We start from the raw sequence: 22804 nt of genomic DNA on the forward strand, positions 1-22804 counted from the left end.
CCGAGTGTCTGATCCAGATCAGATTCGAGTGCCGCCGTTGGCGTAAAAAGGTATGAACCGCGTGACCTTCTGCTACACGCGGACCTTTTTTCCATCAGAGGGAGGATTGCACCATGCTCACTGTCAAGGACCACAACGAACGGGCTGCCGCCGCCTATGCCGCGGTCTCCGGGCAATACTGGATCGAAGCACTCAGGGACGGTCGGCATGTACTGATCCGGCCATTGACGGATAAAGACCGCGAGCGCGAATACGCATTCATCAAACGCCTGTCCCCGGAATCCCGTCATATGCGCTTTCTGGCGCAAATCAACGAACCCGGTAAGGCCATGCTCGACCAGTTGATGGACATCGACGGCAAGAAGCGCATGGCTTACATCGCGCTGGTCCACGAAGACGGTAAATTGATCGAAATCGGCGTCAGTCGTTATGCCGCCACTGCCGAACATGAATGCGAATGCGCGATCACCGTCGCCGATGAATGGCAGCACCTGGGGCTGGGTACGCTGTTGATGGAGCATTTGATCAAAGCAGCCCGCAAGAACGGCTTTCATCAGATGTTTTCCGTTGATGCCTCAAGCAATGCCCCCATGCGCGATTTGGCAAAAGCCCTGGGATTTGAAGTCCATAACGATCCAGACGATGCCCGCCAGGTCATTCATCGCCTCATGCTGTAAGAAAAATACCCCTTGGAGCACCAGACACTGGCGCGCCAAGGGGTAATTCAACACTACTGCAGCCGCTCGCCCGGCTTGATCGCCAGCACACTGCACGGCGCCCGATGCAAGAGATGTTCGGCGGTGCTGCCCAAGAGTTTGTTCAAACCCTTATGGTGTACCGTTCCCATGACGATGACATCGATCTGATGATCAGTCGCAAACTCGCAGATACTCTGCAGGGGCGCGCCTTCAATGAAGTGGCGATGATCGGCCGGCACGCCGTGGCGCTCGGCCAGGGCCGCAAATGCCTCATGTTGCGCCTCGCCCAATGCTTCGTAGATGCCAGTGGCGAGGGGCAATGCACCAACGCCCATGTCCGTGGCGTACACCGCTGCCCAGTCATACACATGCACCAAATCAAGCTCGGCGTTGCACTGTTCGGCCAGCTTCACTGCCGCGTCGACAATCTGATCGTTTAACACCAGGTCCTGGTCTTCACTGCGCAACACATCGATAATTGCCAGAATCTTGTGCGGCCGTGCGTAGCTGGCGTTGGTGACCAGATGCACCGGCACCGGGCAGTCGCGCAGCAACTGCCAGTCCAGCGGAGTAAAGAAGATCCGCTTCAACGCGGACTCCTCCTGGGCGTCCTTGATGATCAGGGCCAGAGGCATCTCGTTGACGAAGTGAAGGATCTCTTCATAGGGGTGCTGGACCCAGACCACCTCACTGGTGACCTCGACCCCGTGCTTCTTCGCCAAACCGGCTTGCTGCTCAAGCCATTGTCGATGGTTTTCCAGGTAGCCATCACGGGCTTGCCGGATTTGCTCGGGGGCGAACAGACCGGCCACCGCCAAGGCTTCGCTGTAATCGAACGCCACGATATGCAACGGTAGTTGCGCCGCCAGAGCCAGCGCCGTAGCGCGCTCGAACGCCGGAGTACGGGTCATCGCGGGCGGGGCAATCAGCAATAAACGTTGAGTCTGAGACATAAGGCACCTCGGCGCTCGGCCATTTCAATGCTATCGGTAAGGCTACAGATTGAACGTTCCGGGTGCAGGCGAGTTGATCTTTATCAGCTCTATGCACTGTTTGCAGGAGCTCGATTGATACGAGCCGCATCGAACGCTTCAGTGCAGCAAGGTGCCCGCCCACATCGCCGCCGTCATCAATACCTGACCCGGGATGACATAAGTGGCGAACGGCCGACCGCCGCTAACCCACGCCACCACACATTTGCTCAGCGAGTTGCTGCTCACCGCCATCAGCACGGGGCCGGCAATGGCGTCGAAAGGCAACTGACCGGCCTTGGCCAGGGAAGCAATGGACGCCGTTGAAGAGTGGGCATCGGCAAAACCGCCGAGGGCCGTCGTCAGCATCACACCCACCTGGCCAAAGTGACTCAGCATTGCAGAAGACAGGAAGGTAATGCCGGTCATGGCCAGTACCACGATCAAGGCCAGTCTGAGATTGAACGCACCACCGACCTTGATCGGCTCGTTGCCGTCCCCCGTCGATCTTGGAAACATCAAGCAAAGGCCATACAACCCCGTGACGAAGAGTCCGGATAACAACGGCCCCCACATGCTGCGCAACAGGCCGGGATCAACTGTTCCCAGGATCAGGCCCACCTGTATCACGGTCGCCAGATTGGACAGCATCGCAGCGCTGCTCAGGACTTTTATGTGCGCCGGCTCCTTGGCACTGATATGCCCCATGGCCGCAATGGTCACCGTACCGGAAACGAACCCCGAAGCGATCGCACTGATCGGATAACCGTAGCGGGTGCCCAGGGTGCGAACCGCGATATGCCCCACCGCGCCTATCGTCATCAACAGTACGGTCAAGGTACAAATGGTGCGCAAATTGATTGCAGCATAGGGCCCGATGAAGCGATCTGGCGCCAGTGGCAGCACCACCAGTGCGGCGACCAACAGCACCAGACCGTCGCGAATTTCCGCGTCGGTCAACTGATTGTGCGCAAAGTGATGCAACCGCTGACGATAAGTCAGCAACCCCGCCATCACCACGCCAATCGCAATGGCCAACTCCGGCGCGGTGCCACACAACGCCCCCAGTACCAACACCGTGAGCAAGGCCACTTCACTGGTAATGCCAGGATCCTTTTCAAGGTTTCGCCAATAAGCCACGGTGAGCAGTAGCGCCACACAGATCGCGATGATCCCCACCAGCAGACCGCCGCCAACCTGGGGGGAGATATAGCCCAATAGCGCGGTGATCGCGAATGTCCGCAACCCGGCACAGGCGCGGCTGTCGCCCCCGCCCTTGTGGCGCTCGCGCTCAAGACCGACCAGCATGCCGATGCCCAGCGCAGCGGCTGCATTGGTCAGGCCGAAGGTTTCACTCATTGGGTACGCACCCGGTCATCCCCCCCTGACCTCGGCGCTTATCTCGCGAGATCAGCCAGCACCCGTTGCTCGACCGCCGGGTCGGATCGAGAACCGGCGGGCTGTCGGGGCAATGGCTTGGTGACGGTGTTTGCCGGCCAGGCATGCGGCGCATTGATGCGCGCCTTGAGCTGCCTGACGAACGCCTCTGCTTCATCCCGACTGTCGAAACCCACCTCCCACACATCCATCTGTACGAGCCAACGGTGTCTTGCCAGTTGTTCCGTTATTTCAATAATCATAGCCGGCCTCGGATCAAGCCTCGCAATCGGGTCTGTGGGCGATGCGTCCTGGCGTCCAGACACTCCATCACGGCGTAACACGACCTTGCTTTGGCCGCTGAGAATGACGGCAGATGGTCTCTCCTGCCCCGTACGCGAGCGTAAATTGCGTACGAATTTCAGACTGCGCCGGGTTCGCGGACGAGAGATTGATCATGGTCAATAATCAGCAGATTGGAGGCGCAGCAAACGACCGTATGTCGGACGACAAGACTGGCCTCTCGCCGGTTTGACACAGATCAAGCTCGGGCACTTGGCCAGCGACACGATCAGGCCATGGTTTCAGGAGCTGACAACTCACCGTGCCAACCGTACAGCCGCCGATTTTGTGTCTACCCAGGAGAGGTTTGTCATGTCTGATCAATCACGTTTCATGCTGATCGTCTCGCCGCTGATGGAGCACAGCCCGGCCTTCGACAGGGCCGCCGCACTGGCCAAGGCCGAGGGCGCGGCGTTGCACATCGTGGCTTTCGACTACCTGGAAGGCCTGGCGACTGCCAGCCTGGTCAACGACCAGGCCCGCGAAGAGATGCGCCTGGGTTATATCGAACGTCACCGCCTGTGGCTGGAGGAGCAGGCCAGGCCTCTGCGCAAGATTGGCCTGGAAGTCACCACCGAGGTGACCTGGGTCGAACGCCCGCTGCAGGAAATTCTGATCCACCTCAAAGAACAGCCGATCGAGTTGCTGATCAAAGCACTGCAACACGAATCGCTGCTCTCGCGGCTGATGTTCACACCGCTCGACGTGCATTTGCTGCGCGAATGTCCAGTACCGCTGCATTTCGTCAGTAACGCCATCCATGCCTTGCCTCGCAAGGTTGTTGCAGCGGTCGACCCCTTCCATCGCGATAAACAGTACCAAGGCTTGAACGACCGGATACTCCACGAAGCGGTCAAACTGGCGAGCGCCTGCAATGCCGAGGTCGACGTCGTCTATGCCTATGACCTTTCCTCCATCAGTGCCGACGAATTCGACTTCAACAACGTTTCGACCTTCTTCTCTTCAGGCAAAGCCAAGACCCTGTTCGACGCTCAGGGGAATGCATTCAACGAACTTGCCGAGCGCAACGGCATCCCGCCGCAACAGCGTCACATGATCATGGGCAACCCGGGCAAGGTCCTGGTCAACTATGCCGAGGTCAATCAGGTCGATGTGATTGTCATGGGCCGGATCAGCCATCGTGGGCTGGACCGGCTGGTCGGCAGCACGGCAGAAAGCCTGTTGTACAAAATGCCCTGCAGTGTCTGGATCGTATCGCCCGAAAAACTTGCTGAGTGAGGTATATGGCACGCTCTACGATAGCGATGCCGACGGCGAGAATAACCGTGCCGCCATCAGAAGATTGAGCAACAGTGCGCTAAGATTGCCGCACTCGCCTCCTCCGACGAGGTTCTGCGTCAAACAGAACGACGGAAAGGAGAGCGATCTGACCCACAAACAAGGGTCTGTTGCTAAATTAGGGAGTCAACAATGGAAGATACGGTTAGCAAGGGCCCGGAAAGCATGAGCGCAGAGCCAGAGACGTCCACCGATGCATTGCAACTGAGCAGCACGGAGCTGCGCATTCTCGGCTCGTTGATCGAAAAACAGGCGACCAGCCCGGAGACCTATCCGCTGACCCTTAATGCACTGGTCATCGCCTGTAACCAGAAAACCAGCCGGGAACCGGTGATGAACCTCAGCCAGGGCCAGGTCGGGCAAAGTTTGCGTGCCCTGGAAGGTCGAGGCTTTACCAAACTGGTCATGGGCAGCCGCGCCGATCGCTGGGAGCATCGGCTCGACAAGGCGCTGGAACTGGTCCCGGCCCAGGTTATTCTGAGCGGCTTGCTGTTTCTGCGCGGTCCGCAGACGGTCAACGAACTGCTGACACGCAGCGGCCGCATGCATGACTTCGAAGATGCCGAACAGGTTGTGCATCAACTGGAGCGCTTGATTGCCCGCGGGCTCGCGATGTTGTTGCCGCGCCAGTCGGGCCAGCGCGAAGACCGCTACATGCACGCACTGGGCGACCCGGCAGATATCGAAGCGATCCTCGCCGCCCGCCAGAACCCGGCGGAGCGTGGCGCCAGCGGCGGCGTGTCGGTGGAGCGCATCGAAGAACTCGAAGCGCGGATTGCGGCGCTCGAAGAGCGTCTGGCGCGCCTCGAGTAACCCTCCCCTCTGCCCCGCAGCGCCTGATCAGCTGCGGGCGAACGCCACGGCCTTGTGGAACTGCTCTTCGCTGGGACGCACGCCGGTGTACAGCACAAACTGCTCAAGCGCTTGAATGGCGATGACTTCAAGCCCGGTGATGACCCGTTTCCCTGCGGCTCGAGCATGCACGATCAGTGGTGTTTCCGAGGGGATCGCCACCACATCAAAGACAGTTTCTGCGTAATCGATGGCATCAGCGTCAAAAGCCAGCTGATCGGCCTCCGCGCCACCGCTCATGCCAATCGGCGTGACATTGACCAACATCCGCGGACGCTCACTGCCCAGTTCTGCTTGCCAGCGATATCCCAGCGAGTCGGCCAAGGCGCGACCCGCGCTTTCGTTACGCGCCACGATCAGGCCGTTTTGATAGCCACCGTCGCGCAAGGCACTGGCCACCGCCTTGGCCATCCCGCCGCTGCCGCGCAAGGCGAACGTCGAGTCTTGCGGCACGGCATGGGTTTTCAATAGTTGCTCGATGGCGATGTAATCGGTGTTGTACGCCTTGAGGTGACCGTTGGTGTTAACGATGGTATTGATCGAGGCAATGGCTTGCGCCGACGCGTCCAGCTCATCAACCAGTGCGATGCAGGCTTCCTTGAAGGGCATCGATACGCCGCAGCCGCGAATACCCAGGGCACGAATCCCGCCAATCGCCCCCGGCAGATCCTGACTGCTGAACGCCTTGTAATAGAAATTCAGGCCCAGTTGCTCATACAGATGGTTGTGGAAACGCAGGCCGAAATTCCCGGGGCGCCCAGACAGTGACATGCACAGTTGGGTGTCTTTATTCGGGTTCATCAGCATGTGGATCTCCTTCAAGTTGCACTTTCAGATGGACGGGATTGGCCATGGCATCGGGTTTATCCGATCATAGCGAGGCCTCTGGCCCGGCGGGTAGGTAAAGGTAAAGAAGCCGGTACAGACCTTACACAATATTTACTCTGACGCGTCGCAGATTCGCCAAAAAACGCTGTCTTAGAGTTATCCCCGCAACTATCCTTGGATCTATTGAAGGCTCAAGCGCGTTGGGGCGAAAACACGAGGAATTATCATGATCCGCAAACTCCCTGTAATAGCCTTGCTGATCGGTGCATTTGCTGTCGCAGGACAGGCACAAGCCCATGGCTACTATTATGGTCATGGCCGTGGCGGCGGCTGGGGCTGGGGTGCACCGCTCGCCGTCGGCGCGGTGGTAGGCGCGGTGGTCGCGGGATCAGTCATGTCCAACGAGCGTCCGGTTTACGTACAACAACAACCGGTCTACGTTCAACCGCAGCCAGTCTACGTTCAACCGCAGCCGGTGTATGTCCAGCCAGCACCGGTTTACGTCCCGCCACAACCGGGGTACTACATTCAGCCTCGCTACTAAGGCTCCGGCTGGTCATCACTGCAGACTACACAACACAGGCCCCGCCTCGAAACGGGGCCTGTTTTCGTTTCAGCCGTCGAACCATGTCTGAATAAATCTCGCCAAGGTCGCTACCGGGACAGTGACTGCGGTTAAATTTGGCATGATTGATCCGACGAATGCCCTGGCTTGTGTGCAATAACCGTCATATTTATGTCATGACAGTTCCGCAAGCTTTGAATTGTCCGTAATAAACGGTTCATAACAACAAGGACGCCCTTATGCCCACGCAAAACCCGCACCGCATTGTAGGACTCTGTACCTCAAGCAAGGTCTATAACGCACTGACCGAGCTCAAACACCTGGAAGGCCATCGCAGCGCCAAGTTTCTCTCGCTGCTCGCCGAAAACCTGGTGCGTAAAGGCCTGCTCAATGATCATGAAGTGATGAACATGCTCGACCAGGTCGTCGACTGACAGCGGCCATTCGCCACGTTGTTGTCAATGTCCACTATCGAGCGCGTTGATTTTCCGTTGAACTGCCGGGTCAGTAAGGTAGCTCCATAGATTGATGGAGGTACTTATGCCCAAGGTTCAGATCATGTCCGTTATCGGCAGCGCCGTTCCCGCACCGCTCAGAGAGCTGGGATTGCTCGCCTGTTGGTATCTGGTTCAGGACGGCGTCGCGATCAGCGGCCCGCTCACTTCACTGCCCGCCGCCCAGGCCCTGTCACAACGTATCGGCACCTACGCGCTGGGCGCTTAAGGCAACTGCACGCGTGGCCTGGTTTCGATGTACAAGTCCCAACTCGACATGAACAGCGCGGCAATCAACGGCCCAATGACAAAACCATTGAGACCGAAGATCGCCAGACCGCCCAAGGTCGAAACCAGGACCAGGTAATCCGGCATCCTGGTGTCCTTGCCCACCAGGGTCGGACGCAGAATGTTGTCTACCAGACCGATCACGAACACCCCGAACAGCCCCAGCACCACGCCCTGCCAGATCGCGCCGCTGAGCAGGAACCAGGCTGTCACCGGCGCCCAGACAATCCCCGCCCCCACTGCGGGTAGCAGCGACAGAAACGCCATCACCACCGCCCAGAGCAATGCACTGGGAATATCCAGAAACCAGAAAATCAACCCACCCAGCGCGCCTTGCGTAATCGCCATCAGCAGGTTGCCTTTGACCGTGGCTCGCACCACGCGGTTGAACTTGAGCTGCAAGCGGCGCTTTTGGTGTTCCGCCAATGGCACGGCCGCACGAACCTTGCGCGACAGTTCGGCACCGTCACGCAGAAAGAAGAACAACAGGTAGAGCATGATGAAAAAGCTCACCAAGAACTCGAACGTGCCCTGGCCGAAGCTGAACGCCTGACTGGCGAAAAACTCGCTGCCCTGCATCGCGCTCTTGACGATCTTCTCGCGCAAAGTGCTCAGATCACCCATGCCAAAGCGGTCCAGCAGGTGCTGAAAATACGGCGGCAGGCTGTGTTTGAACTGCGCCAGATAGCCGGCGATGTCCAACTGGCCACTCTCGATATTCTTGTAGAGGGTCGCCCCCTCTTGTACCAACAGGACGCTGGTAATGATCACCGGCAAAATGGCAATGACCAGGCAGATGCCCAGGGTGGAGAGCGCCGTCAGGTTGCGGTGCCAGCCAAACTTCACTTGCAGCCGGCGCTGCAAGGGCGCGAAGACAATCCCGAGAATCACCGCCCAGAACACCGCGCCGTAGAACGGCAGCAGAATCCAGATGAAAGCGGCGGTCACCAACACCAGCAGCACCAGCAGCGATCTGTCTCGCACAACGGTTTGGTTCATGTCCGCTCCCCGCCAGTAACCCGCAGACACTGACTGCCTGTTCTACGTTAGTCAGCCACCACGCGCCCGAGTGCCCTGCTTTTTTCACCCGACATAGATCCAGATCAATAAACGCTTCACACGACTGCTCTACCCTCGCGAGCTTTTGTGATCGAGCCCCTCATGCCCCTCGCCACGCCTGAACTGCTTGCCCCTGCCGGCACCCTGAAAAACATGCGTTACGCCTTCGCCTATGGCGCCGATGCGGTCTACGCCGGCCAGCCGCGCTACAGCTTGCGTGTGCGCAATAACGAGTTCGATCATGCCAACCTGGCCCTCGGTATCCGCGAGGCCCAGGCCCAGGGCAAGCGTTTCTATGTGGTGGTGAACATCGCCCCGCACAATGCCAAGCTGAAAACCTTCCTCAAGGATCTTGAGCCGGTCATCGCCATGGCTCCGGACGCGTTGATCATGTCCGACCCGGGGTTGATCATGCTGGTGCGCCGGCATTTCCCGCAGATGCCGATTCACCTCTCGGTGCAAGCCAACACAGTGAACTGGGCCAGCGTCGAGTTCTGGCAGCAGCAAGGTCTGAGCCGGATCATCCTGTCGCGGGAGCTGTCGCTGGAAGAAATCGCCGAGATTCGCCAGCAAGTCCCCGCCATGGAGCTGGAAGTGTTCGTTCATGGCGCGCTATGCATGGCCTATTCCGGGCGCTGCCTGCTGTCGGGCTACATGAACAAGCGTGATGCCAATCAGGGCACCTGCACCAACGCCTGTCGCTGGAAATACTCCGCACAGCCGGCCACGGAAAACGTCGTGGGCGAGATCGTTCAGGCGTTCATCCCGGAGCCAACGCTGGGCATCGGCACGCCCACTGATCAAGTGTTTTTGCTCCAGGAAGCCAACCGCCCCGATGAACTGATGCCGGCCTTCGAGGACGAGCACGGCACCTACATCATGAACGCCAAGGACCTGCGCGCGGTGCAACATGTCGCTCGCTTGACGCAGATGGGCGTCCACTCGTTGAAGATCGAGGGCCGGACCAAATCGCACTTCTACTGCGCCCGGACCACTCAGGTCTATCGCCGCGCCATCGACGATGCCGTGGCCGGCCGCGAGTTCGATCGCAGCCTGATGACCGACCTTGAATCCCTGGCCCAGCGTGGCTACACCGAAGGTTTCCTGCGCCGCCATGTGCATGACGAATATCAGAACTACCAGAACGGCAGCTCGGTGTCGGAGCGTCAGCAGTTCGTCGGTGAGCTGACCGGTGAGCGCCGTGATCGGCTGGCCGAGGTCAAGGTGAAGAACCGCTTTGGTTTGGGCGATCACATGGAATTGATGACGCCCAAAGGCAATTTCCACTTCGACTTGCATCAATTGCAAAGCGCCAAAGGCGAAGCAATTGAAGTGGCACCGGGGGACGGGCACACCGTGTATCTGCCGATTCCGGATGCGGTGGATCTGAAGTTCGGGTTGTTGATGCGCGATGTCCGTGGGGATTAACCCGCAATTGAGGGTGCCTGAGCGGGCCTCATCGCGGGCAAGCCTTGCTCCTACAGGTATCACACAACCGTAGGAGCAAAGCTTGCTCGCGATAGCGGTCTGTCAGGCGCTTAGATCCTGAACTGCCCGACCAATTTACCCAACCGCTGGCCCAAATCCGCCAGGCTGCGGGAGGTTTGTGCGCCGAGCTGGGTTTCGTCGGCGACGCTGTCCACGGCGACGGCGATCTGATGCACGCTGCGGTTGATCTCTTCGGCCACCGCGGTTTGCTCTTCGGCGGCGCTGGCGATCTGCGCGTTCATCGAATTGATGGTGCCGATCAACTGGGCCATGGTGTCCAGCGAAGCGCCCGCCTGATTGGCCTGCGCCGAGGTGCCGTCACCAGCTTCGCTGGAGCGGCGCATGGCATCGACCGCCGACTGGGTGCCGGCCTGCAAGCGGTCGATCATGCCCTGAATTTCCTGAGTGCTTTGCTGCGTGCGACTGGCCAGCGCGCGCACCTCATCGGCGACCACCGCAAAACCTCGCCCGGCCTCACCGGCGCGAGCGGCTTCGATGGCAGCGTTCAGCGCCAGCAGGTTGGTCTGGTCGGCAATCGAACGGATCACCCCCAGCACGCTGACAATCGACGACACGTCCTGCTGCAAACTGTCGAGAGAAACCCCGCTGCTGCGAATATCTTTCACCAGCGCATGGATCTGCGAAATACTCCCGGCGACCACGCGTTTGGCCGCCTGACCTTCTTCGTCGGTTTGCTGGGCCGCAACCGCAGCGCCCTGGGCGCTTTTCGCCACTTCCTGCGCTGCCGCCGACATTTCGTTGATCGCCGTGGCCACCTGATCCGTCTCGTGACGTTGGCGCTCCATGGCCTGATCCGAACGCTGGGCCTGATCGGAGACCTGATTGACCAGCCCGGTCAGCTGCGACGTCATCTCGGTAATCTGCCGCACCAGACCGTGAATCTTGTCGACAAAACGGTTGAACGAACCGGCCAGCTCGCCCAGTTCATCTTGAGAGGTAATCGCCAGCCGCCGCGTCAAATCGCCCTCGCCTGCCGCGATGTCGTCCAGATTGGCCTTCATCAGGTGCAACGGACGCAAAATGGTATTGGCCACAAACAGACCGACCGCCGCGATCACCAGCAGCACCACCGCCGCGACACCGACGATGCTCAGCAGCACGCCTTCCATGCGCTCGCGAACCTCGGTCTGGACCACGGCGACCTGGGCTTCGACACCATCGAGATTCACCGAGGTACCGATGGCCATGTCCCACTTGGACAGGTATTCGGTGTAACCCAGCTTGGGCACCAGGACTTTGCTGTCGCCAGGCAACGGCGAGCTGTATTGCAGGTAGTGCGTACCGTCCTTGGCGACTTTCACCAGGTCGCGGTTGACATACACGCCATTAGGATCGCGATTGTCCTTGAAACTCTGGCCAACGCCTTCCGGGCTGTTGGCCTTGAACAGGCGCACGGTATTGGAGTCGTAGCCGAAGAAGTAACCATCCTTGCCGTAGCTGATGCTCGAGAGCAATTTGACCACTTGCGCGCGAGCCGCCTCATCGCCAGGCGCTGCGGCGTCATACAGCGGCTTGATCGCCGTCATCGCCACCGCAACGTAACTTTGCAGGGTGGCCTTGGCATCGTTCATCAAACGCTGACGGGTTTCTTCAACTTCTTTACGGGCCTGCTCTTGCAAAATGAAGGCAGTGGTCAGACTGATCACCAACGCAAAGAGCAACACCGGAAGGACGGAGAGGGACAAGACTTTGGCTTTAAGGCTCAGGCGCATGTGTTGTTCACTCTGGATATTATTGGCGTGGTTAAAGCATTAACGGCACGTCAACGCAAAACTGTAGGAGCAAAGCTTGCTCGCGATGGCGTCCGTGAGATCGCTATCGCTAGCAAGCTATGCTCCTACAGGGGCGGAGGGCTTGACGGGGGGATCAGAGGATCATCGCCGCCACCCAGCCAAACGCCAGCAACGGCAAGTTGTAGTGCAAAAATGTCGGGACCACGGTGTCCCAGATATGGTGATGCTGGCCGTCGATATTCAGGCCGGAGGTCGGGCCGAGGGTCGAATCGGACGCTGGCGAACCGGCATCGCCCAAGGCGCCGGCAGTCCCGACGATGCAGACGATCGCCAATGGGCTGAACCCCAATTGGACGCACAACGGCACGAAGATCGCCGCAAGAATCGGCACTGTGGAAAACGATGAGCCGATGCCCATGGTCACCAGCAGCCCGACCAGCAACATCAGTAATGCACCGACACCTTTGCTGTGACCGATCCACGACGCCGAGGCCTCGACCAGGGTTTTCACGTCACCGGTGGCCTTCATGACCTCGGCGAAACCCGAGGCGGCGATCATGATGAAACCAATCATCGCCATCATCTTCATGCCTTCGGTGAACAGATCGTCAGTCTCGCGCCAGCGCACGACACCCGATACCGAGAAGATCAGAAACCCGGCCAGCGCGCCGATAATCATCGAGTCCAGCAGCAACTGAATGATGAACGCAGCGGCAATCGCCAGCCCCGCGACCATCAGGGTCAGCGGGTTGTATTGCACCGCGACCTGCTCGACCCGCTCGATTTTCTCCAGGTCATACACGCGCTTCTTGCGGTAGCTGACGAACGCCATCAACAACCCGAACACCATGCCCAACGCAGGAATCCCCATGGCATGAGTGACGTTGACACCACTGATGTCCACCCCGCTTCTACTGACGTTGGCCAGCAGAATCTCATTCAGGAAAATGTTGCCAAAGCCCACCGGCAAGAACATGTACGGCGTGATCAGGCCGAAGGTCATGACGCAGGCAATCAGTCGGCGATCCATTTGCAGCTTGGTCAATACATAAAGCAGTGGCGGCACCAGCAGCGGAATGAAAGCGATGTGGATCGGCAGGACGTTCTGCGAAGCGATTGCCACCACCCAGAGCAACGCGATCAGCAGCCATTTGACCTGACCACCACCCGCAGCGTCCTGCCGGTCGACCAGCAGCAAAGCTTTGTCCGCCAAGGCGTGGGCAAGGCCGGATTTGGCAATCGCCACCGCGAAAGCGCCGAGCAACGCGTAGGACAAGGCCACGGTCGCACCGCCACCCAGGCCACTGTTGAAGGCCTTGAGCGTGGCATCGATGCCCAGGCCGCCGGTCAAACCGCCCACCAACGCGCCGACGATCAGCGCGATCACCACATGCACGCGGGACAGGCTGAGCACCAGCATGACGCCGACCGCGGCAATTACTGCATTAATCATCGTTACCTCAAAACAGGGCGACGGGTAAATCCGGCGCAAACAGGATGAGTCCGTCCAGCCAGCTGCATGAGCCGACGGCGGATTGAAGAGAGGGTTTTATTAGAGGGCACGCACTGTGCAACAGCAGGCCTGGCTTGTCAAAACCAACACCGCATCGCCTGGATTCACGACTGCTGCGCACTCGAACGCAGCCTTCGGCAGCTGCTACGGATTTATGTCGTTTTTTATTGGCTTCCATGGATAAAGAAAGTCGAATCGACGCCGTTACAGTGCAAAGTCTCAAATAAATATCGAATAAGGACATCTCCATGCAGCTCCGACAACTTTCCATTCAATGGAAAATCACCCTGCTCGCCGGGCTGTGCCTGGCCGGCATTGTCACCTTGCTGGTCGGTCTTTCGCTGTATCGCATGGAGCACAGTTCGCAGCTGGTCAAAGCCTCGAGCATGGAGATGCTCACCGAAGCGGCTCAAGCACGCATTGAGGCGCAGGGTGAAGTTCAGGCGCTGGGGATTCGCCAGCAGTTCATGGACGCCTACCAATATGGCCACGGTTTCGCGCGCCAGGTGCTGTTTTTGCGTGAGCAGGCCGAGAAGCGCTTCCTCGACGCCTTCGACCTGCGCGAAGACCTGACCCGTCAGGTCAAGTCGGCGCTGCAAGCCAACCCGCAACTGCTCGGCCTGTCGCTGGTGTTTGAAGCCAACGCACTGGACGGCAAGGACGAACTGTTCAGCGGCCAGAAAGAAATCGGCAGCAACGACAAGGGCCGCTTCGCCCTGTATTGGTCGCAACCGACCGCCGGCAAGCTGAACTCGATGGCGCTGCCGGAAAGCGACATGGCCGATACCAGCACCGGCCCCAGCGGCGAACCCGCCAACGCCTGGTTCACCTGCCCGCGGACCACCCTCAAGCCATGCGTGATCGAACCCTATTTCTATGAGATCGACGGCCAGAATGTACTGATGACCAGCATCGTCTTCCCGCTGCTGGTCGACGGTAAGGTCATTGCATCGTTGTCGGTCGATATCAACCTCAACAGCCTGCAAGCGGTCAGCCAGCAAGCCAGTAAAAAGCTCTATGACGGCCAGACCAGCGTCAGCATCCTCAGCCCGGTGGGCCTGCTTGCCGGTTACAGCCCGGACGCCAGCAAACTCAGCCAGCGTCTGGACAGCGTGGACAAGGACAACGGTGCCGAGCTGATCCGCAGGCTCGCCGCCAGCACTCAGACCCAGAGTCTGCATAACAATCAGTTGCTCAAAGTACTGTCGCCGTTCCAGCCGATTCCCGGTGGAAAGTCGTGGGGCGTGTTGCTCGACGTGCCGGAGAAAGTCCTGGTCGGCCCTGCCGAAACCCTGAAGCAGCAACTCGACGAACGCAACACCGCCGGCACCCTGATCGAGCTGAGCCTTGGCGTACTGGCAGCCGTCATCGGTCTGTTGCTGGTGTGGCTGATGGCACGCAGTGTGACCCGGCCGATTCTTGGCGTGGCGCGCATGCTGGAAGACATCGCCAGCGGCGAAGGCGATTTGACCCGCCGTCTGGCCTATGACAAGCAAGACGAACTCGGGCAACTGGCCGGCTGGTTCAACCGTTTCCTCGACAAGCTGCAACCGATCATCGCGCAAGTGAAACGCTCGGTGCAGGACGCGCGCAGCACGGCGGATCAATCGTCGGCCATCGCCACCCAGACCAGCGCCGGCATGGAGCAGCAATACCGTCAGGTCGATCAGGTGGCCACCGCGTCCCATGAAATGAGCGCCACCGCCCAGGACGTCGCCCGCAGCGCCGCCCAAGCGGCGCAAGCGGCACGCGATGCCGATCAGGCAACTCGTCAGGGCCTGACCGTGATCGACCGCACCACCGCCAGCATCGACAGCCTGGCGGCAGACATGAGCACGGCAATGACCCAGGTCGAAGGCCTGGCCGCCAACAGCGAGAAAATCGGCTCGGTGCTGGAAGTGATCCGCGCCATCGCCGAACAGACCAACCTGCTGGCACTGAACGCCGCCATCGAAGCGGCCCGCGCCGGTGACGCCGGGCGTGGTTTTGCGGTGGTCGCCGATGAGGTACGCAACCTGGCACGGCGTACGCAAGAGTCGGTGGAGGAAACCCGTCAGGTGATCGAGCAGTTGCAAAGCGGCACGCAAGATGTGGTCGGCTCGATGAACAACAGCCATCGCCAGGCCCAGGGTAGCGTCGAGCACGTCAGCCAGGCGGTGACCGCCCTGCGGCAGATCGGCAATGCGGTGACGGTGATTACCGACATGAACCTGCAAATCGCCAGCGCTGCCGAAGAGCAGAGCGCGGTGGCCGAGGAGATCAATAGCAACGTAGCGACCATTCGTGACGTGACGGAATCGCTGTCGGGGCAAGCCAATGAATCGGCGCGGGTCAGCCAGTCACTCAATAGCCTGGCGAATCAGCAGCAGGGTTTGATGGATCAGTTCAGGGTTTGATCCACAACCTCGTGGCGAGGGAGCTTGCTCCCGCTGGGCTGCGAAGCGGCCCAAAAACCAGTCACTGCGGGGGACTGTCAGATATTTTGTGTGCGGGCCGGTAACGGCCTGCCGTCAGGCAGGCCGTGCTTTTACCAGGTCGGCCTGATAAATCGATCTCCGTACAGAATCGCAAATTGATTCATCGCGCTTTTCCAGTCATGTGCCGCTGAGCCCCAGTTTGCGGTGATATTGCGTAGCCCAAGCCAGATCAGTTTCGTTGCCGCATCGTCGGTCGGGAAGTGGCCGCGGGTCTTGATGATCTTGCGCAGCTGAGCGTTGATGCTCTCAATGGCGTTAGTCGTGTAGATCACTTTTCGGATCGCCGGCGGGAACACGAAAAATGGAATCACACGATCCCAAGCGCGGCGCCAAGCCGCCACTACCGTCGGATACTGCTTGCCCCATGGCCCGTTTTCAAACGCATCCAGCGCCTGCTCAGCCGCTTCGGCGGTGACTGCCTGATAGATCGGTTTGAGCGCCTTGGCCAGTTCGCGGCGTTTATCCCAGGCTGCGTAATCAAGACTGTTGCGGATCAGATGGACAACGCATGTTTGCAGTGTCGTGTCTGGAAATACGGCGTTGAGCGCTTCTGGCATGCCTTTAAGGCCATCGGTCACAGCAATCAACACGTCTTCGACGCCGCGTGTCTTGAGGTCGTTGAACACCTTCATCCAGAATTTGGCGCCCTCGGTATTTTCTATCCAAATGCCGAGAATATCGCGTGTTCCGTCAGGCAAAACACCTAGGGCCAAGTAGATCGCCTTGTTGCGAACCAGCCCCTCTTCGCGGATTTTGACCCGTAGAGCATCGAAAAAAATCACCGGGTACATCGGCTCCAAAGGCCGCTGTTGCCATGCACCGATCTCTGCCATGACCTCGTCGGTTACCGAGCTGATGAAGTCGGGAGAAACGTCAGTACCGTACTGCTCTGAAAGAAACGCACGGATCTCTCTGACAGTCATTCCACGGGCATACATGGCGATGATCTTGTCATCGAACCCGGTGTAGCGGCGCTCGTGTTTGGGAATCAGGATAGGGGAAAAACTGCCGTCCCGGTCGCGAGGAATATCCAGTCGGAGCGGGCCGTCGCCGGTTAGAACCGTCTTGCCGCTTTTGCCGTTGCGCTGATTGGTTTCATCCTCTGGACGCTGCGCGCCCGGCGGATAGCCCAAGTGATGCCCGAGCTCAGCACTCAGGGCTCGCTCGATCAAAGCCTTCTTGAACGCCGCAGACGCGTCCTCGATGGCTTCAGCGGTCATCGGTCCATCGGTGAATTGCTCGAGCAGCTCTTTCGGGATTTTCGGCAGCTCTCGCAACGCAGGTTTCTTTTTGGTTGGCATACATGCACCTCTTGCTCATGTTATGCCCGAACACAAAATTTCTGACACCCCCCACTGCGGTGCTTCAGCTAAACCGCATTGACCGGATTTACGACTGTTACACAGTCGAGCGGGAGCAAGCTCCCTCGCCACAAGGTTTCAGCGCCTGGGCAACTCGACCACAACCTTCAACCCGCCCCACTCGCTTTCCTGCAAGACTAACTCCCCACCCCACGCCTCGACGATATCGCGCGCGATCCCCAGCCCCAGACCATGCCCGTCAGTCTGCTCATCCAACCGCGTGCCACGACTGAACACCTGATCGCGCTGCGCTTCGGGAATACCCGGCCCATCGTCTTCTACTGCCAGCACAAACCCTTCAGCCGTCTCGACGATGCTCAAGCGCACCTCGGCATCCGCCCACTTGCAGGCGTTATCCAGCAGATTGCCGAGCAGTTCCAGCAGATCCTCACGATCCCAAGGCAAGTGCAAACCGGACGGTGCCGTGTAGTCGAGGTTCAAGTGGTCGCCGTGGATCATGTTCAGGGTCGCCAGCAATCCCGGCAGCTCGGCAGCGCAATCGAACTGCGCACCCGGCAAGGCATCGCCCGCCAGGCGCGCGCGGTTCAATTCACGATTGAGTCGCTGTTGAACCTGTGCAAGTTGCTCGCGAAGGATCTTGCGCAGTTCGGGATGGGCGTCGAGTTTTTCGCCCGACGCCAGGCTCAACAGCACCGCCAGTGGCGTCTTCAGTGCATGACCGAGGTTGCCCAGGGCATTGCGCGAGCGCTTGAGGCTGTCTTCGGTGTGCGCGAGCAAATGGTTGATCTGCGCCACCAAAGGCACCAATTCCAGCGGCACTTGATCGTCCAGTTGCGAACGTTGCCCTTGTTGCAGCTGAGCGATCTGCTCGCGGGCGTTTTCCAGCGGTCGCAAGGCGCGCCGCACGGTGACCCGCTGTAACACCAGAATCAGCAGCAACCCTGTAAGGCCCAACCCGAGCCCAACCTGGCGCATACGCTGGAAGCTCTCGCGCACCGGGGTGTAGTCCTGCGCCACGCTGATGGAGATTGACTGCCCCAACCGCCGATAGTCCGCGCGCAGGACCAGCAATTGCTGGCCTTCCGGACCCAGTTGCAGGTTGCTGTGCAGTCCGGGATGGTCGAGCAGCGGTAATTCCTGATCCCACAGCGAACGTGAACGCCAGTGATTGTCGGCAAAGTCGATATGGAAATAATGCCCGGAGAACGGTCGCTGGTAAGCCGGTGACAGGCGCCGTTCGTCCAGTTGCAAACCCAGCGGCCCCCGCACCAAGGCCATCAGCAGGCTTTCACTGTCATTGCGCAACCCGGCTTCCAGATAACGCTGCAAGCCCACTTCGAACAACCACAGACTGGTTTGCGCCAGCACCAGACCAACCACCACCATGACGCTGATCAGTCCCAGGCTCAAACGCCGTTGAATCGACCTCACCGGGTTTGCCCACCGAACAGGTAACCCTGACCGCGCCGGGTGTCGATCACGCTGCGGCCGAGTTTGCGGCGCAGGTGATTGACGTGAACTTCCAGCACGTTCGAGTCGCGTTCGGTTTCACCGTCGTAGAGGTGTTCAGCCAGGTGGCTTTTGGAAAGGATCTGCTCCGGGTGCAACATGAAATAGCGCAACAGGCGGAACTCGGCAGCGGTCAGCTGAATGTCGGCGCCGTCGCGAATCACGCACTGACGGCCCTCGTCCAACTGCAACCCGGCGGCCTTGAGCGTCGGCTGATTGGCCTGGCCGTGGGAGCGGCGCAGCAGCGCTTGAATCCGCAGGTGCAGTTCTTCCGGGTGAAACGGTTTGCTCAGGTAGTCGTCGGCGCCAGCCTTGAGCCCTTGAATGCGTTCGGCCCAGGAGTCGCGCGCGGTCAGCACCAGCACTGGCGCGGCCAGGCCCGCGGCCCGCCATTGGCCGAGCACCTCAAGCCCCGGCAACCCTGGCAGGCCCAGATCGAGAATGATCAGGTCGTAAGGTTCAGAGCGGCCCTGATACAGCGCATCGCGGCCATCGGCCAACCAGTCGACGGCGTAACCCTGGCGATCGAGCCCGGCCATCAATTCGTCGGCCAGCGGTACGTGGTCTTCCACCAGCAGCAGGCGCATCAGTCATCGTCCTTGTCTTTGATCAAGCGCCCAGTGGCGGCTTCCAGGTCCAGCTCGCGCACCACGCCGTCGGCGGTCAGCAACTCGACTTCGTAAATGTAGACGTCATGCTTTTGTTCAAGCCCGGCTTCGAGCAATTTAGCGCCGGGGTGGCGGTCCATGGCCTGCTGCAACAGCTGTTCAAGCGGTAGAATCACGCCTTTCTGACGCAGGCGAAGCGCTTCGTCCTGATCCAGGTCACGGGCCACCACCACCGAGCAAAATGCCAGGAGCGTCAGTGTCGCCAGGCCATAGGCGCGCAGATTAACCTTCATTACATATCCTGAGCATGGAGTGCCTGCGTATTCTTCATAAATTACCCGGGGCGTCACCCTAGCGGCATCAACTTAACTGAAACTGAATTGCCATCATTGATGCGTTTACACTTCATTTCTGTGCACACACCCTGCGAAAAAATCGAGACCGGTATGACCGCCATCCATATCAAGTTCCCTGCCCTGACCCTCAAGGCCGGCCCACGAGCCTTTACGCGGATTCGCGAAAACGGCTTGAGCGCCCTGGAGGTCGGCACGCTGCCGGGTGCTGCTGGTGGCCCGAAGGCCCTGGGGATTCAAGGTCTGGACCTGGCGCTGTTCGGCCAGTGGCTACCGGCCGCACCGCGTGAGCGCTCGCTGATCGGCGCTTCGGTCGGTTCCTGGCGCTTCGCCAGTGCCTGTTTGCCGGACGCCGCCGAAGGCATCAGACGCCTCGGTGAGTTGTACAACGCGCAGAGTTTTGCCAAGGGCGTGAGCATGGCGCAGATCAGTCAGAGCTCGCGGCGCATGTTGCATGACTTGCTCGACGGGCACGATGCGCGGCTGCTGGACAACCCGCTCTATCGGCTGAACATCATGGTTGTGAAAAGCCACGGCCTGCTCGCCGACGACCATCGCGGACGGCTCGGGCTGGGCTTGTCATCGGTGATCGCCGACAACCTGCGCGGGCGCTCACGGTTGTCGCGACACTTCGAACGGCTGATCGTGCATGACCCACGCCTGGCGCCGCCGCTCAACACGCTGAATGACTTCCCGTCGCGTTTCGTCCCGCTGAACGCCGGCAACTTGCGTCAGGCCTTGCTCGCGTCGGGCTCGATCCCGATGGTCATGGAAGGCGTACGTGACTTGCCCGGTGCAGGCGCCGGGACTTATCGCGATGGCGGCTTGCTGGATTACCACCTCGACTTGCCATACAGCGGCGACGACATCGTGCTCTACCCGCACTTCACCGATCGGGTGATTCCCGGCTGGTTCGACAAAACCCTGCCATGGCGGCGCGGCAATTCCGGGCGCTTGCAAGATGTGCTGCTGGTGGCGCCGTCGAAGGCCTACCTGTCGCGCCTGCCCTACGGCAAATTACCCGACCGGAACGACTTCAAGCGCTTCATGGGTGACCCGGCCAGCCGCCAGAAATACTGGAAAACCGCCATGGACGAGAGCCAGCGGCTCGGCGACGAGTTCCTCGAACTGACTGCCAGCGGGCGTTTGGGCGAGCAGCTGTTGACCCTTTAGTCAGTGTTTTCCCGCAACCCCGAACCCAAGCTGTTAAACTCGCGATCTGCCCCATCGCCGCGGGCGATAGCCACCTGACAGAGCTCAAACCACTGTGGAAATCTTCAAAGAGTTTACCTTCGAATCCGCCCACCGCCTGCCTCACGTCCCGGAAGGTCACAAGTGCGGCCGCCTGCACGGTCACTCGTTCAAAGTGGCGATTCACCTGAGCGGCGACCTCGATCCGCACACTGGCTGGATCCGCGATTTCTCGGAAATCAAGGCGATCTTCAAGCCGCTCTACGAGCGCCTGGACCACAACTACCTGAACGATATTCCCGGTCTGGAAAACCCGACCAGCGAAGTCCTCGCCAAGTGGATCTGGAACGAGCTGAAGCCGTTGCTGCCTGAACTCAGCGCCATTCGCATCCACGAAACCTGCACCAGCGGTTGCATCTACCACGGCGAATAAGCCTGGGGATAAAAAAAACCACCGAGACCGGTGGTTTTTTTATGCCTATGATTCAGGCATTCACTGACGCTATCGATCGAGAAAAGGACCCGCCCTCATGCACATCATCAACGCCCGCCTGCGCAACCATGAAGGCCTGCATGAACTGCACCTGGAAAACGGCCTGATCGCCAACATCGCCCGTCAGACCGAAGCGCCGACCCTCGGCCCCGAAGACCTCGATGCAGGTGGCAATCTGGTGGTGCCACCCTTCGTCGAGCCGCACATTCACCTCGACGCGACGCTGACCGCCGGAGAACCGCGCTGGAACATGAGCGGCACACTATTCGAAGGCATCGAATGCTGGGGTGAGCGCAAGGCGACCATCACCGCTGAAGACACCAAGACCCGCGCCAAAAAGACCATCAGCGCCCTCGCCGCCCACGGCATCCAGCATGTGCGTACCCACGTCGACGTTACTGACCCGCAGTTGACCGCACTCAAGGCGATGCTTGAAGTGCGTGAAGAGAGCCGACACCTGGTCGACCTGCAAATCGTCGCCTTCCCTCAGGAAGGCATCGAGTCCTATCGCAATGGCCGCGACTTGATGGAGGAAGCCATTCTCCTCGGTGCCGACGTGATCGGCGGCATTCCGCATTTCGAGTACACCCGCGATCAAGGTGTCAGTTCGGTGAAGTTCCTGATGGACCTCGCCGAGCGCACCGGCTGCCTGGTGGATGTGCATTGCGACGAAACCGACGACCCGCATTCGCGCTTTCTTGAAGTGCTGGCCGAAGAAGCCCGCAGCCGTGACATGGGTTCACGGGTGACCGCCAGCCATACCACGGCCATGGGCTCCTACGACAACGCTTACTGCGCCAAGCTCTTTCGCCTGCTCGGGCACTCGGGGATCAGTTTTGTTTCCTGCCCGACCGAAAGCATTCACCTGCAAGGGCGCTTCGACACGTTCCCGAAACGCCGGGGCGTCACTCGGGTCAACGAGTTGCTGGAAGCCGGGATGAACGTGTGTTTCGGTCAGGATTCGATCGTCGACCCGTGGTATCCGCTGGGCAATGGCAACATCCTGCGGGTGCTCGAAGCCGGCCTGCACATTTGCCACATGCTCGGTTACCGCAACCTGCAAACCGCGCTGGACCTGGTGACCGACAATAGCGCCAAGGCCATGGCCCTGGGCGATCGTTATGGGCTGGAGCCGGGACGTCCGGCGAACTTGCTGATTCTGTCGGCGGACAGCGATTACGAAGTGATCCGCAGCCAGGGCTTGCCGCTGTACTCGATTCGTGGCGGGAAAGTGTTGATGAAGCGGCAGATGCCGGTGGTCGAGCTTTTCGGCTGACCGGGCTGACGCCATCGCGGGCAAGCCTTGCGCCTACAAAGTTTGCG

23 protein-coding genes are annotated in these 22804 nt (G+C 59.7%); 11 read left to right on the top strand and 12 right to left on the bottom strand.

The window, feature by feature from the left end; all coding sequences use genetic code 11:
- The first annotated feature begins 113 nt into the window (after positions 1-113).
- Positions 114-677, top strand: coding sequence for a GNAT family N-acetyltransferase (locus AABM55_RS19715; RefSeq protein ID WP_347927413.1), 564 nt, complete (start codon positions 114-116; stop codon positions 675-677).
- A 53-nt stretch (positions 678-730) separates the two neighbouring features.
- Here AABM55_RS19715 and AABM55_RS19720 read toward each other — a convergent pair whose 3' ends face one another.
- The 3 genes from AABM55_RS19720 to AABM55_RS19730 all read right to left on the bottom strand — a co-directional run bounded on the left by AABM55_RS19720 (position 731) and on the right by AABM55_RS19730 (position 3309).
- Positions 731-1651, bottom strand: coding sequence for a universal stress protein (locus AABM55_RS19720; RefSeq protein WP_347927415.1), 921 nt, complete (start codon positions 1649-1651; stop codon positions 731-733).
- A gap of 138 nt (positions 1652-1789) precedes the next feature.
- On the bottom strand, positions 1790-3028 hold the full coding sequence (locus AABM55_RS19725) for an MgtC/SapB family protein (protein WP_347927416.1): 1239 nt from the start codon (positions 3026-3028) through the stop codon (positions 1790-1792).
- A gap of 38 nt (positions 3029-3066) precedes the next feature.
- The gene (locus AABM55_RS19730; RefSeq protein WP_054596482.1) at positions 3067-3309 is read right to left on the bottom strand and encodes a hypothetical protein; all 243 of its coding nucleotides are present in this window, start codon (positions 3307-3309) and stop codon (positions 3067-3069) included.
- A gap of 391 nt (positions 3310-3700) precedes the next feature.
- On the opposite strand from AABM55_RS19730, the gene AABM55_RS19735 reads away from it, so the two are divergent.
- Together AABM55_RS19735 and AABM55_RS19740 are read left to right on the top strand one after the other, a co-directional pair.
- Complete coding sequence (locus AABM55_RS19735) at positions 3701-4627, top strand: universal stress protein (protein WP_347927418.1); 927 nt, start codon at positions 3701-3703, stop codon at positions 4625-4627.
- A gap of 225 nt (positions 4628-4852) precedes the next feature.
- A complete protein-coding gene (locus AABM55_RS19740; protein ID WP_054598279.1) occupies positions 4853-5500 on the top strand; it encodes a YceH family protein in 648 nt (215 codons plus the stop codon).
- A gap of 27 nt (positions 5501-5527) precedes the next feature.
- Here the strand turns inward: AABM55_RS19740 and AABM55_RS19745 are convergent, their stop codons facing one another.
- Entirely contained in the window at positions 5528-6346 is an 819-nt protein-coding gene (locus AABM55_RS19745; RefSeq protein WP_347927420.1) for a shikimate 5-dehydrogenase, read from the bottom strand.
- Between the two features lie 247 nt (positions 6347-6593).
- On the opposite strand from AABM55_RS19745, the gene AABM55_RS19750 reads away from it, so the two are divergent.
- From AABM55_RS19750 to AABM55_RS19760, 3 genes are all read left to right on the top strand, one after another.
- Positions 6594-6911 (top strand): hypothetical protein, encoded by a 318-nt coding sequence (locus AABM55_RS19750; protein WP_019692815.1) that lies wholly within the window; start codon positions 6594-6596, stop codon positions 6909-6911.
- 260 nt (positions 6912-7171) lie between these two features.
- Complete coding sequence (locus AABM55_RS19755) at positions 7172-7366, top strand: hypothetical protein (RefSeq protein WP_054596479.1); 195 nt, start codon at positions 7172-7174, stop codon at positions 7364-7366.
- Between the two features lie 106 nt (positions 7367-7472).
- Complete coding sequence (locus AABM55_RS19760; RefSeq protein ID WP_019692817.1) at positions 7473-7655, top strand: hypothetical protein; 183 nt, start codon at positions 7473-7475, stop codon at positions 7653-7655.
- Here the strand turns inward: AABM55_RS19760 and AABM55_RS19765 are convergent.
- Positions 7652-8713 carry an AI-2E family transporter gene (locus AABM55_RS19765; protein ID WP_347927422.1) on the bottom strand — a complete coding sequence of 354 codons (1062 nt, stop codon included), beginning with the start codon at positions 8711-8713 and terminating at the stop codon, positions 7652-7654. The genes AABM55_RS19760 and AABM55_RS19765 overlap by 4 nt on opposite strands.
- A 162-nt stretch (positions 8714-8875) precedes the next feature.
- Here AABM55_RS19765 and yegQ point away from each other — a divergent pair, with 162 nt between their 5' ends.
- Entirely contained in the window at positions 8876-10201 is a 1326-nt protein-coding gene (gene yegQ / locus AABM55_RS19770; protein ID WP_054596477.1) for a tRNA 5-hydroxyuridine modification protein YegQ, read from the top strand.
- Positions 10202-10311: 110 nt separating this feature from the next.
- On the opposite strand, the gene AABM55_RS19775 is transcribed toward yegQ, so the two are convergent.
- From AABM55_RS19775 to AABM55_RS19785, 3 genes are all read right to left on the bottom strand, one after another.
- The gene (locus tag AABM55_RS19775; RefSeq protein ID WP_347927424.1) at positions 10312-11994 is read right to left on the bottom strand and encodes a methyl-accepting chemotaxis protein; all 1683 of its coding nucleotides are present in this window, start codon (positions 11992-11994) and stop codon (positions 10312-10314) included.
- A gap of 154 nt (positions 11995-12148) precedes the next feature.
- Entirely contained in the window at positions 12149-13465 is a 1317-nt protein-coding gene (locus AABM55_RS19780) for a Na+/H+ antiporter NhaC family protein (RefSeq protein ID WP_347930066.1), read from the bottom strand.
- Between the two features lie 10 nt (positions 13466-13475).
- On the bottom strand, positions 13476-13778 hold the full coding sequence (locus AABM55_RS19785; protein ID WP_347927425.1) for a hypothetical protein: 303 nt from the start codon (positions 13776-13778) through the stop codon (positions 13476-13478).
- Between AABM55_RS19785 and AABM55_RS19790 the strand changes: the two genes are divergently transcribed.
- Complete coding sequence (locus AABM55_RS19790; RefSeq protein ID WP_347927427.1) at positions 13777-15924, top strand: methyl-accepting chemotaxis protein; 2148 nt, start codon at positions 13777-13779, stop codon at positions 15922-15924. The two genes, AABM55_RS19785 and AABM55_RS19790, sit on opposite strands and share 2 nt — an antisense overlap.
- A gap of 131 nt (positions 15925-16055) precedes the next feature.
- Here the strand turns inward: AABM55_RS19790 and AABM55_RS19795 are convergent, their stop codons facing one another.
- From AABM55_RS19795 to AABM55_RS19810, 4 genes are all read right to left on the bottom strand, one after another.
- Positions 16056-17306 carry an IS256 family transposase gene (locus AABM55_RS19795; RefSeq protein ID WP_347927428.1) on the bottom strand — a complete coding sequence of 417 codons (1251 nt, stop codon included), beginning with the start codon at positions 17304-17306 and terminating at the stop codon, positions 16056-16058.
- Positions 17307-17444: 138 nt separating this feature from the next.
- Positions 17445-18758 carry a sensor histidine kinase gene (locus tag AABM55_RS19800; protein WP_054596473.1) on the bottom strand — a complete coding sequence of 438 codons (1314 nt, stop codon included), beginning with the start codon at positions 18756-18758 and terminating at the stop codon, positions 17445-17447.
- Positions 18755-19423 (bottom strand): response regulator transcription factor, encoded by a 669-nt coding sequence (locus AABM55_RS19805; RefSeq protein ID WP_054596472.1) that lies wholly within the window; start codon positions 19421-19423, stop codon positions 18755-18757. Before AABM55_RS19805 ends, AABM55_RS19800 begins: the two co-directional genes overlap by 4 nt.
- Positions 19423-19737: a PepSY domain-containing protein gene (locus AABM55_RS19810; RefSeq protein WP_054596471.1), complete on the bottom strand. Its 315-nt coding sequence runs from the start codon at positions 19735-19737 to the stop codon at positions 19423-19425. The genes AABM55_RS19805 and AABM55_RS19810 overlap by 1 nt, the downstream gene beginning before the upstream one ends.
- A 153-nt stretch (positions 19738-19890) precedes the next feature.
- Here AABM55_RS19810 and AABM55_RS19815 point away from each other — a divergent pair, with 153 nt between their 5' ends.
- The 3 genes from AABM55_RS19815 (at position 19891) to codA (ending at position 22757) form a co-directional block, all read left to right on the top strand.
- Positions 19891-20970, top strand: a complete 1080-nt coding sequence (locus tag AABM55_RS19815) for a patatin-like phospholipase family protein (protein WP_347927430.1) — start codon at positions 19891-19893, stop codon at positions 20968-20970.
- A 94-nt stretch (positions 20971-21064) separates the two neighbouring features.
- Positions 21065-21421: a 6-carboxytetrahydropterin synthase QueD gene (queD, locus tag AABM55_RS19820; protein ID WP_019692825.1), complete on the top strand. Its 357-nt coding sequence runs from the start codon at positions 21065-21067 to the stop codon at positions 21419-21421.
- Positions 21422-21518: 97 nt separating this feature from the next.
- On the top strand, positions 21519-22757 hold the full coding sequence (codA, locus tag AABM55_RS19825; protein ID WP_347927432.1) for a cytosine deaminase: 1239 nt from the start codon (positions 21519-21521) through the stop codon (positions 22755-22757).
- The last annotated feature ends 47 nt before the right edge of the window (positions 22758-22804 follow it).

Origin of the sequence: Pseudomonas helvetica, from assembly GCF_039908645.1 — a bacterium.
Lineage (GTDB): Bacteria > Pseudomonadota > Gammaproteobacteria > Pseudomonadales > Pseudomonadaceae > Aquipseudomonas > Aquipseudomonas helvetica.

Excerpts from the sequence above, each read along its gene's own strand:
- AABM55_RS19715 (WP_347927413.1), top strand. The coding sequence starts at position 114 with ATGCTCACTGTCAAGGACCACAACGAACGGGCTGCCGCCGCCTATGCC.
- AABM55_RS19720 (WP_347927415.1), bottom strand. The coding sequence starts at position 1,651 with ATGTCTCAGACTCAACGTTTATTGCTGATTGCCCCGCCCGCGATGACC.
- AABM55_RS19725 (WP_347927416.1), bottom strand. The coding sequence starts at position 3,028 with ATGAGTGAAACCTTCGGCCTGACCAATGCAGCCGCTGCGCTGGGCATC.
- AABM55_RS19730 (WP_054596482.1), bottom strand. The coding sequence starts at position 3,309 with ATGATTATTGAAATAACGGAACAACTGGCAAGACACCGTTGGCTCGTA.
- AABM55_RS19735 (WP_347927418.1), top strand. The coding sequence starts at position 3,701 with ATGTCTGATCAATCACGTTTCATGCTGATCGTCTCGCCGCTGATGGAG.
- AABM55_RS19740 (WP_054598279.1), top strand. The coding sequence starts at position 4,853 with ATGAGCGCAGAGCCAGAGACGTCCACCGATGCATTGCAACTGAGCAGC.
- AABM55_RS19745 (WP_347927420.1), bottom strand. The coding sequence starts at position 6,346 with ATGCTGATGAACCCGAATAAAGACACCCAACTGTGCATGTCACTGTCT.
- AABM55_RS19750 (WP_019692815.1), top strand. The coding sequence starts at position 6,594 with ATGATCCGCAAACTCCCTGTAATAGCCTTGCTGATCGGTGCATTTGCT.
- AABM55_RS19755 (WP_054596479.1), top strand. The coding sequence starts at position 7,172 with ATGCCCACGCAAAACCCGCACCGCATTGTAGGACTCTGTACCTCAAGC.
- AABM55_RS19760 (WP_019692817.1), top strand. The coding sequence starts at position 7,473 with ATGCCCAAGGTTCAGATCATGTCCGTTATCGGCAGCGCCGTTCCCGCA.
- AABM55_RS19765 (WP_347927422.1), bottom strand. The coding sequence starts at position 8,713 with ATGAACCAAACCGTTGTGCGAGACAGATCGCTGCTGGTGCTGCTGGTG.
- yegQ (WP_054596477.1), top strand. The coding sequence starts at position 8,876 with ATGCCCCTCGCCACGCCTGAACTGCTTGCCCCTGCCGGCACCCTGAAA.
- AABM55_RS19775 (WP_347927424.1), bottom strand. The coding sequence starts at position 11,994 with ATGCGCCTGAGCCTTAAAGCCAAAGTCTTGTCCCTCTCCGTCCTTCCG.
- AABM55_RS19790 (WP_347927427.1), top strand. The coding sequence starts at position 13,777 with ATGCAGCTCCGACAACTTTCCATTCAATGGAAAATCACCCTGCTCGCC.
- AABM55_RS19785 (WP_347927425.1), bottom strand. The coding sequence starts at position 13,778 with ATGGAGATGTCCTTATTCGATATTTATTTGAGACTTTGCACTGTAACG.
- AABM55_RS19795 (WP_347927428.1), bottom strand. The coding sequence starts at position 17,306 with ATGCCAACCAAAAAGAAACCTGCGTTGCGAGAGCTGCCGAAAATCCCG.
- AABM55_RS19805 (WP_054596472.1), bottom strand. The coding sequence starts at position 19,423 with ATGCGCCTGCTGCTGGTGGAAGACCACGTACCGCTGGCCGACGAATTG.
- AABM55_RS19810 (WP_054596471.1), bottom strand. The coding sequence starts at position 19,737 with ATGAAGGTTAATCTGCGCGCCTATGGCCTGGCGACACTGACGCTCCTG.
- AABM55_RS19815 (WP_347927430.1), top strand. The coding sequence starts at position 19,891 with ATGACCGCCATCCATATCAAGTTCCCTGCCCTGACCCTCAAGGCCGGC.
- codA (WP_347927432.1), top strand. The coding sequence starts at position 21,519 with ATGCACATCATCAACGCCCGCCTGCGCAACCATGAAGGCCTGCATGAA.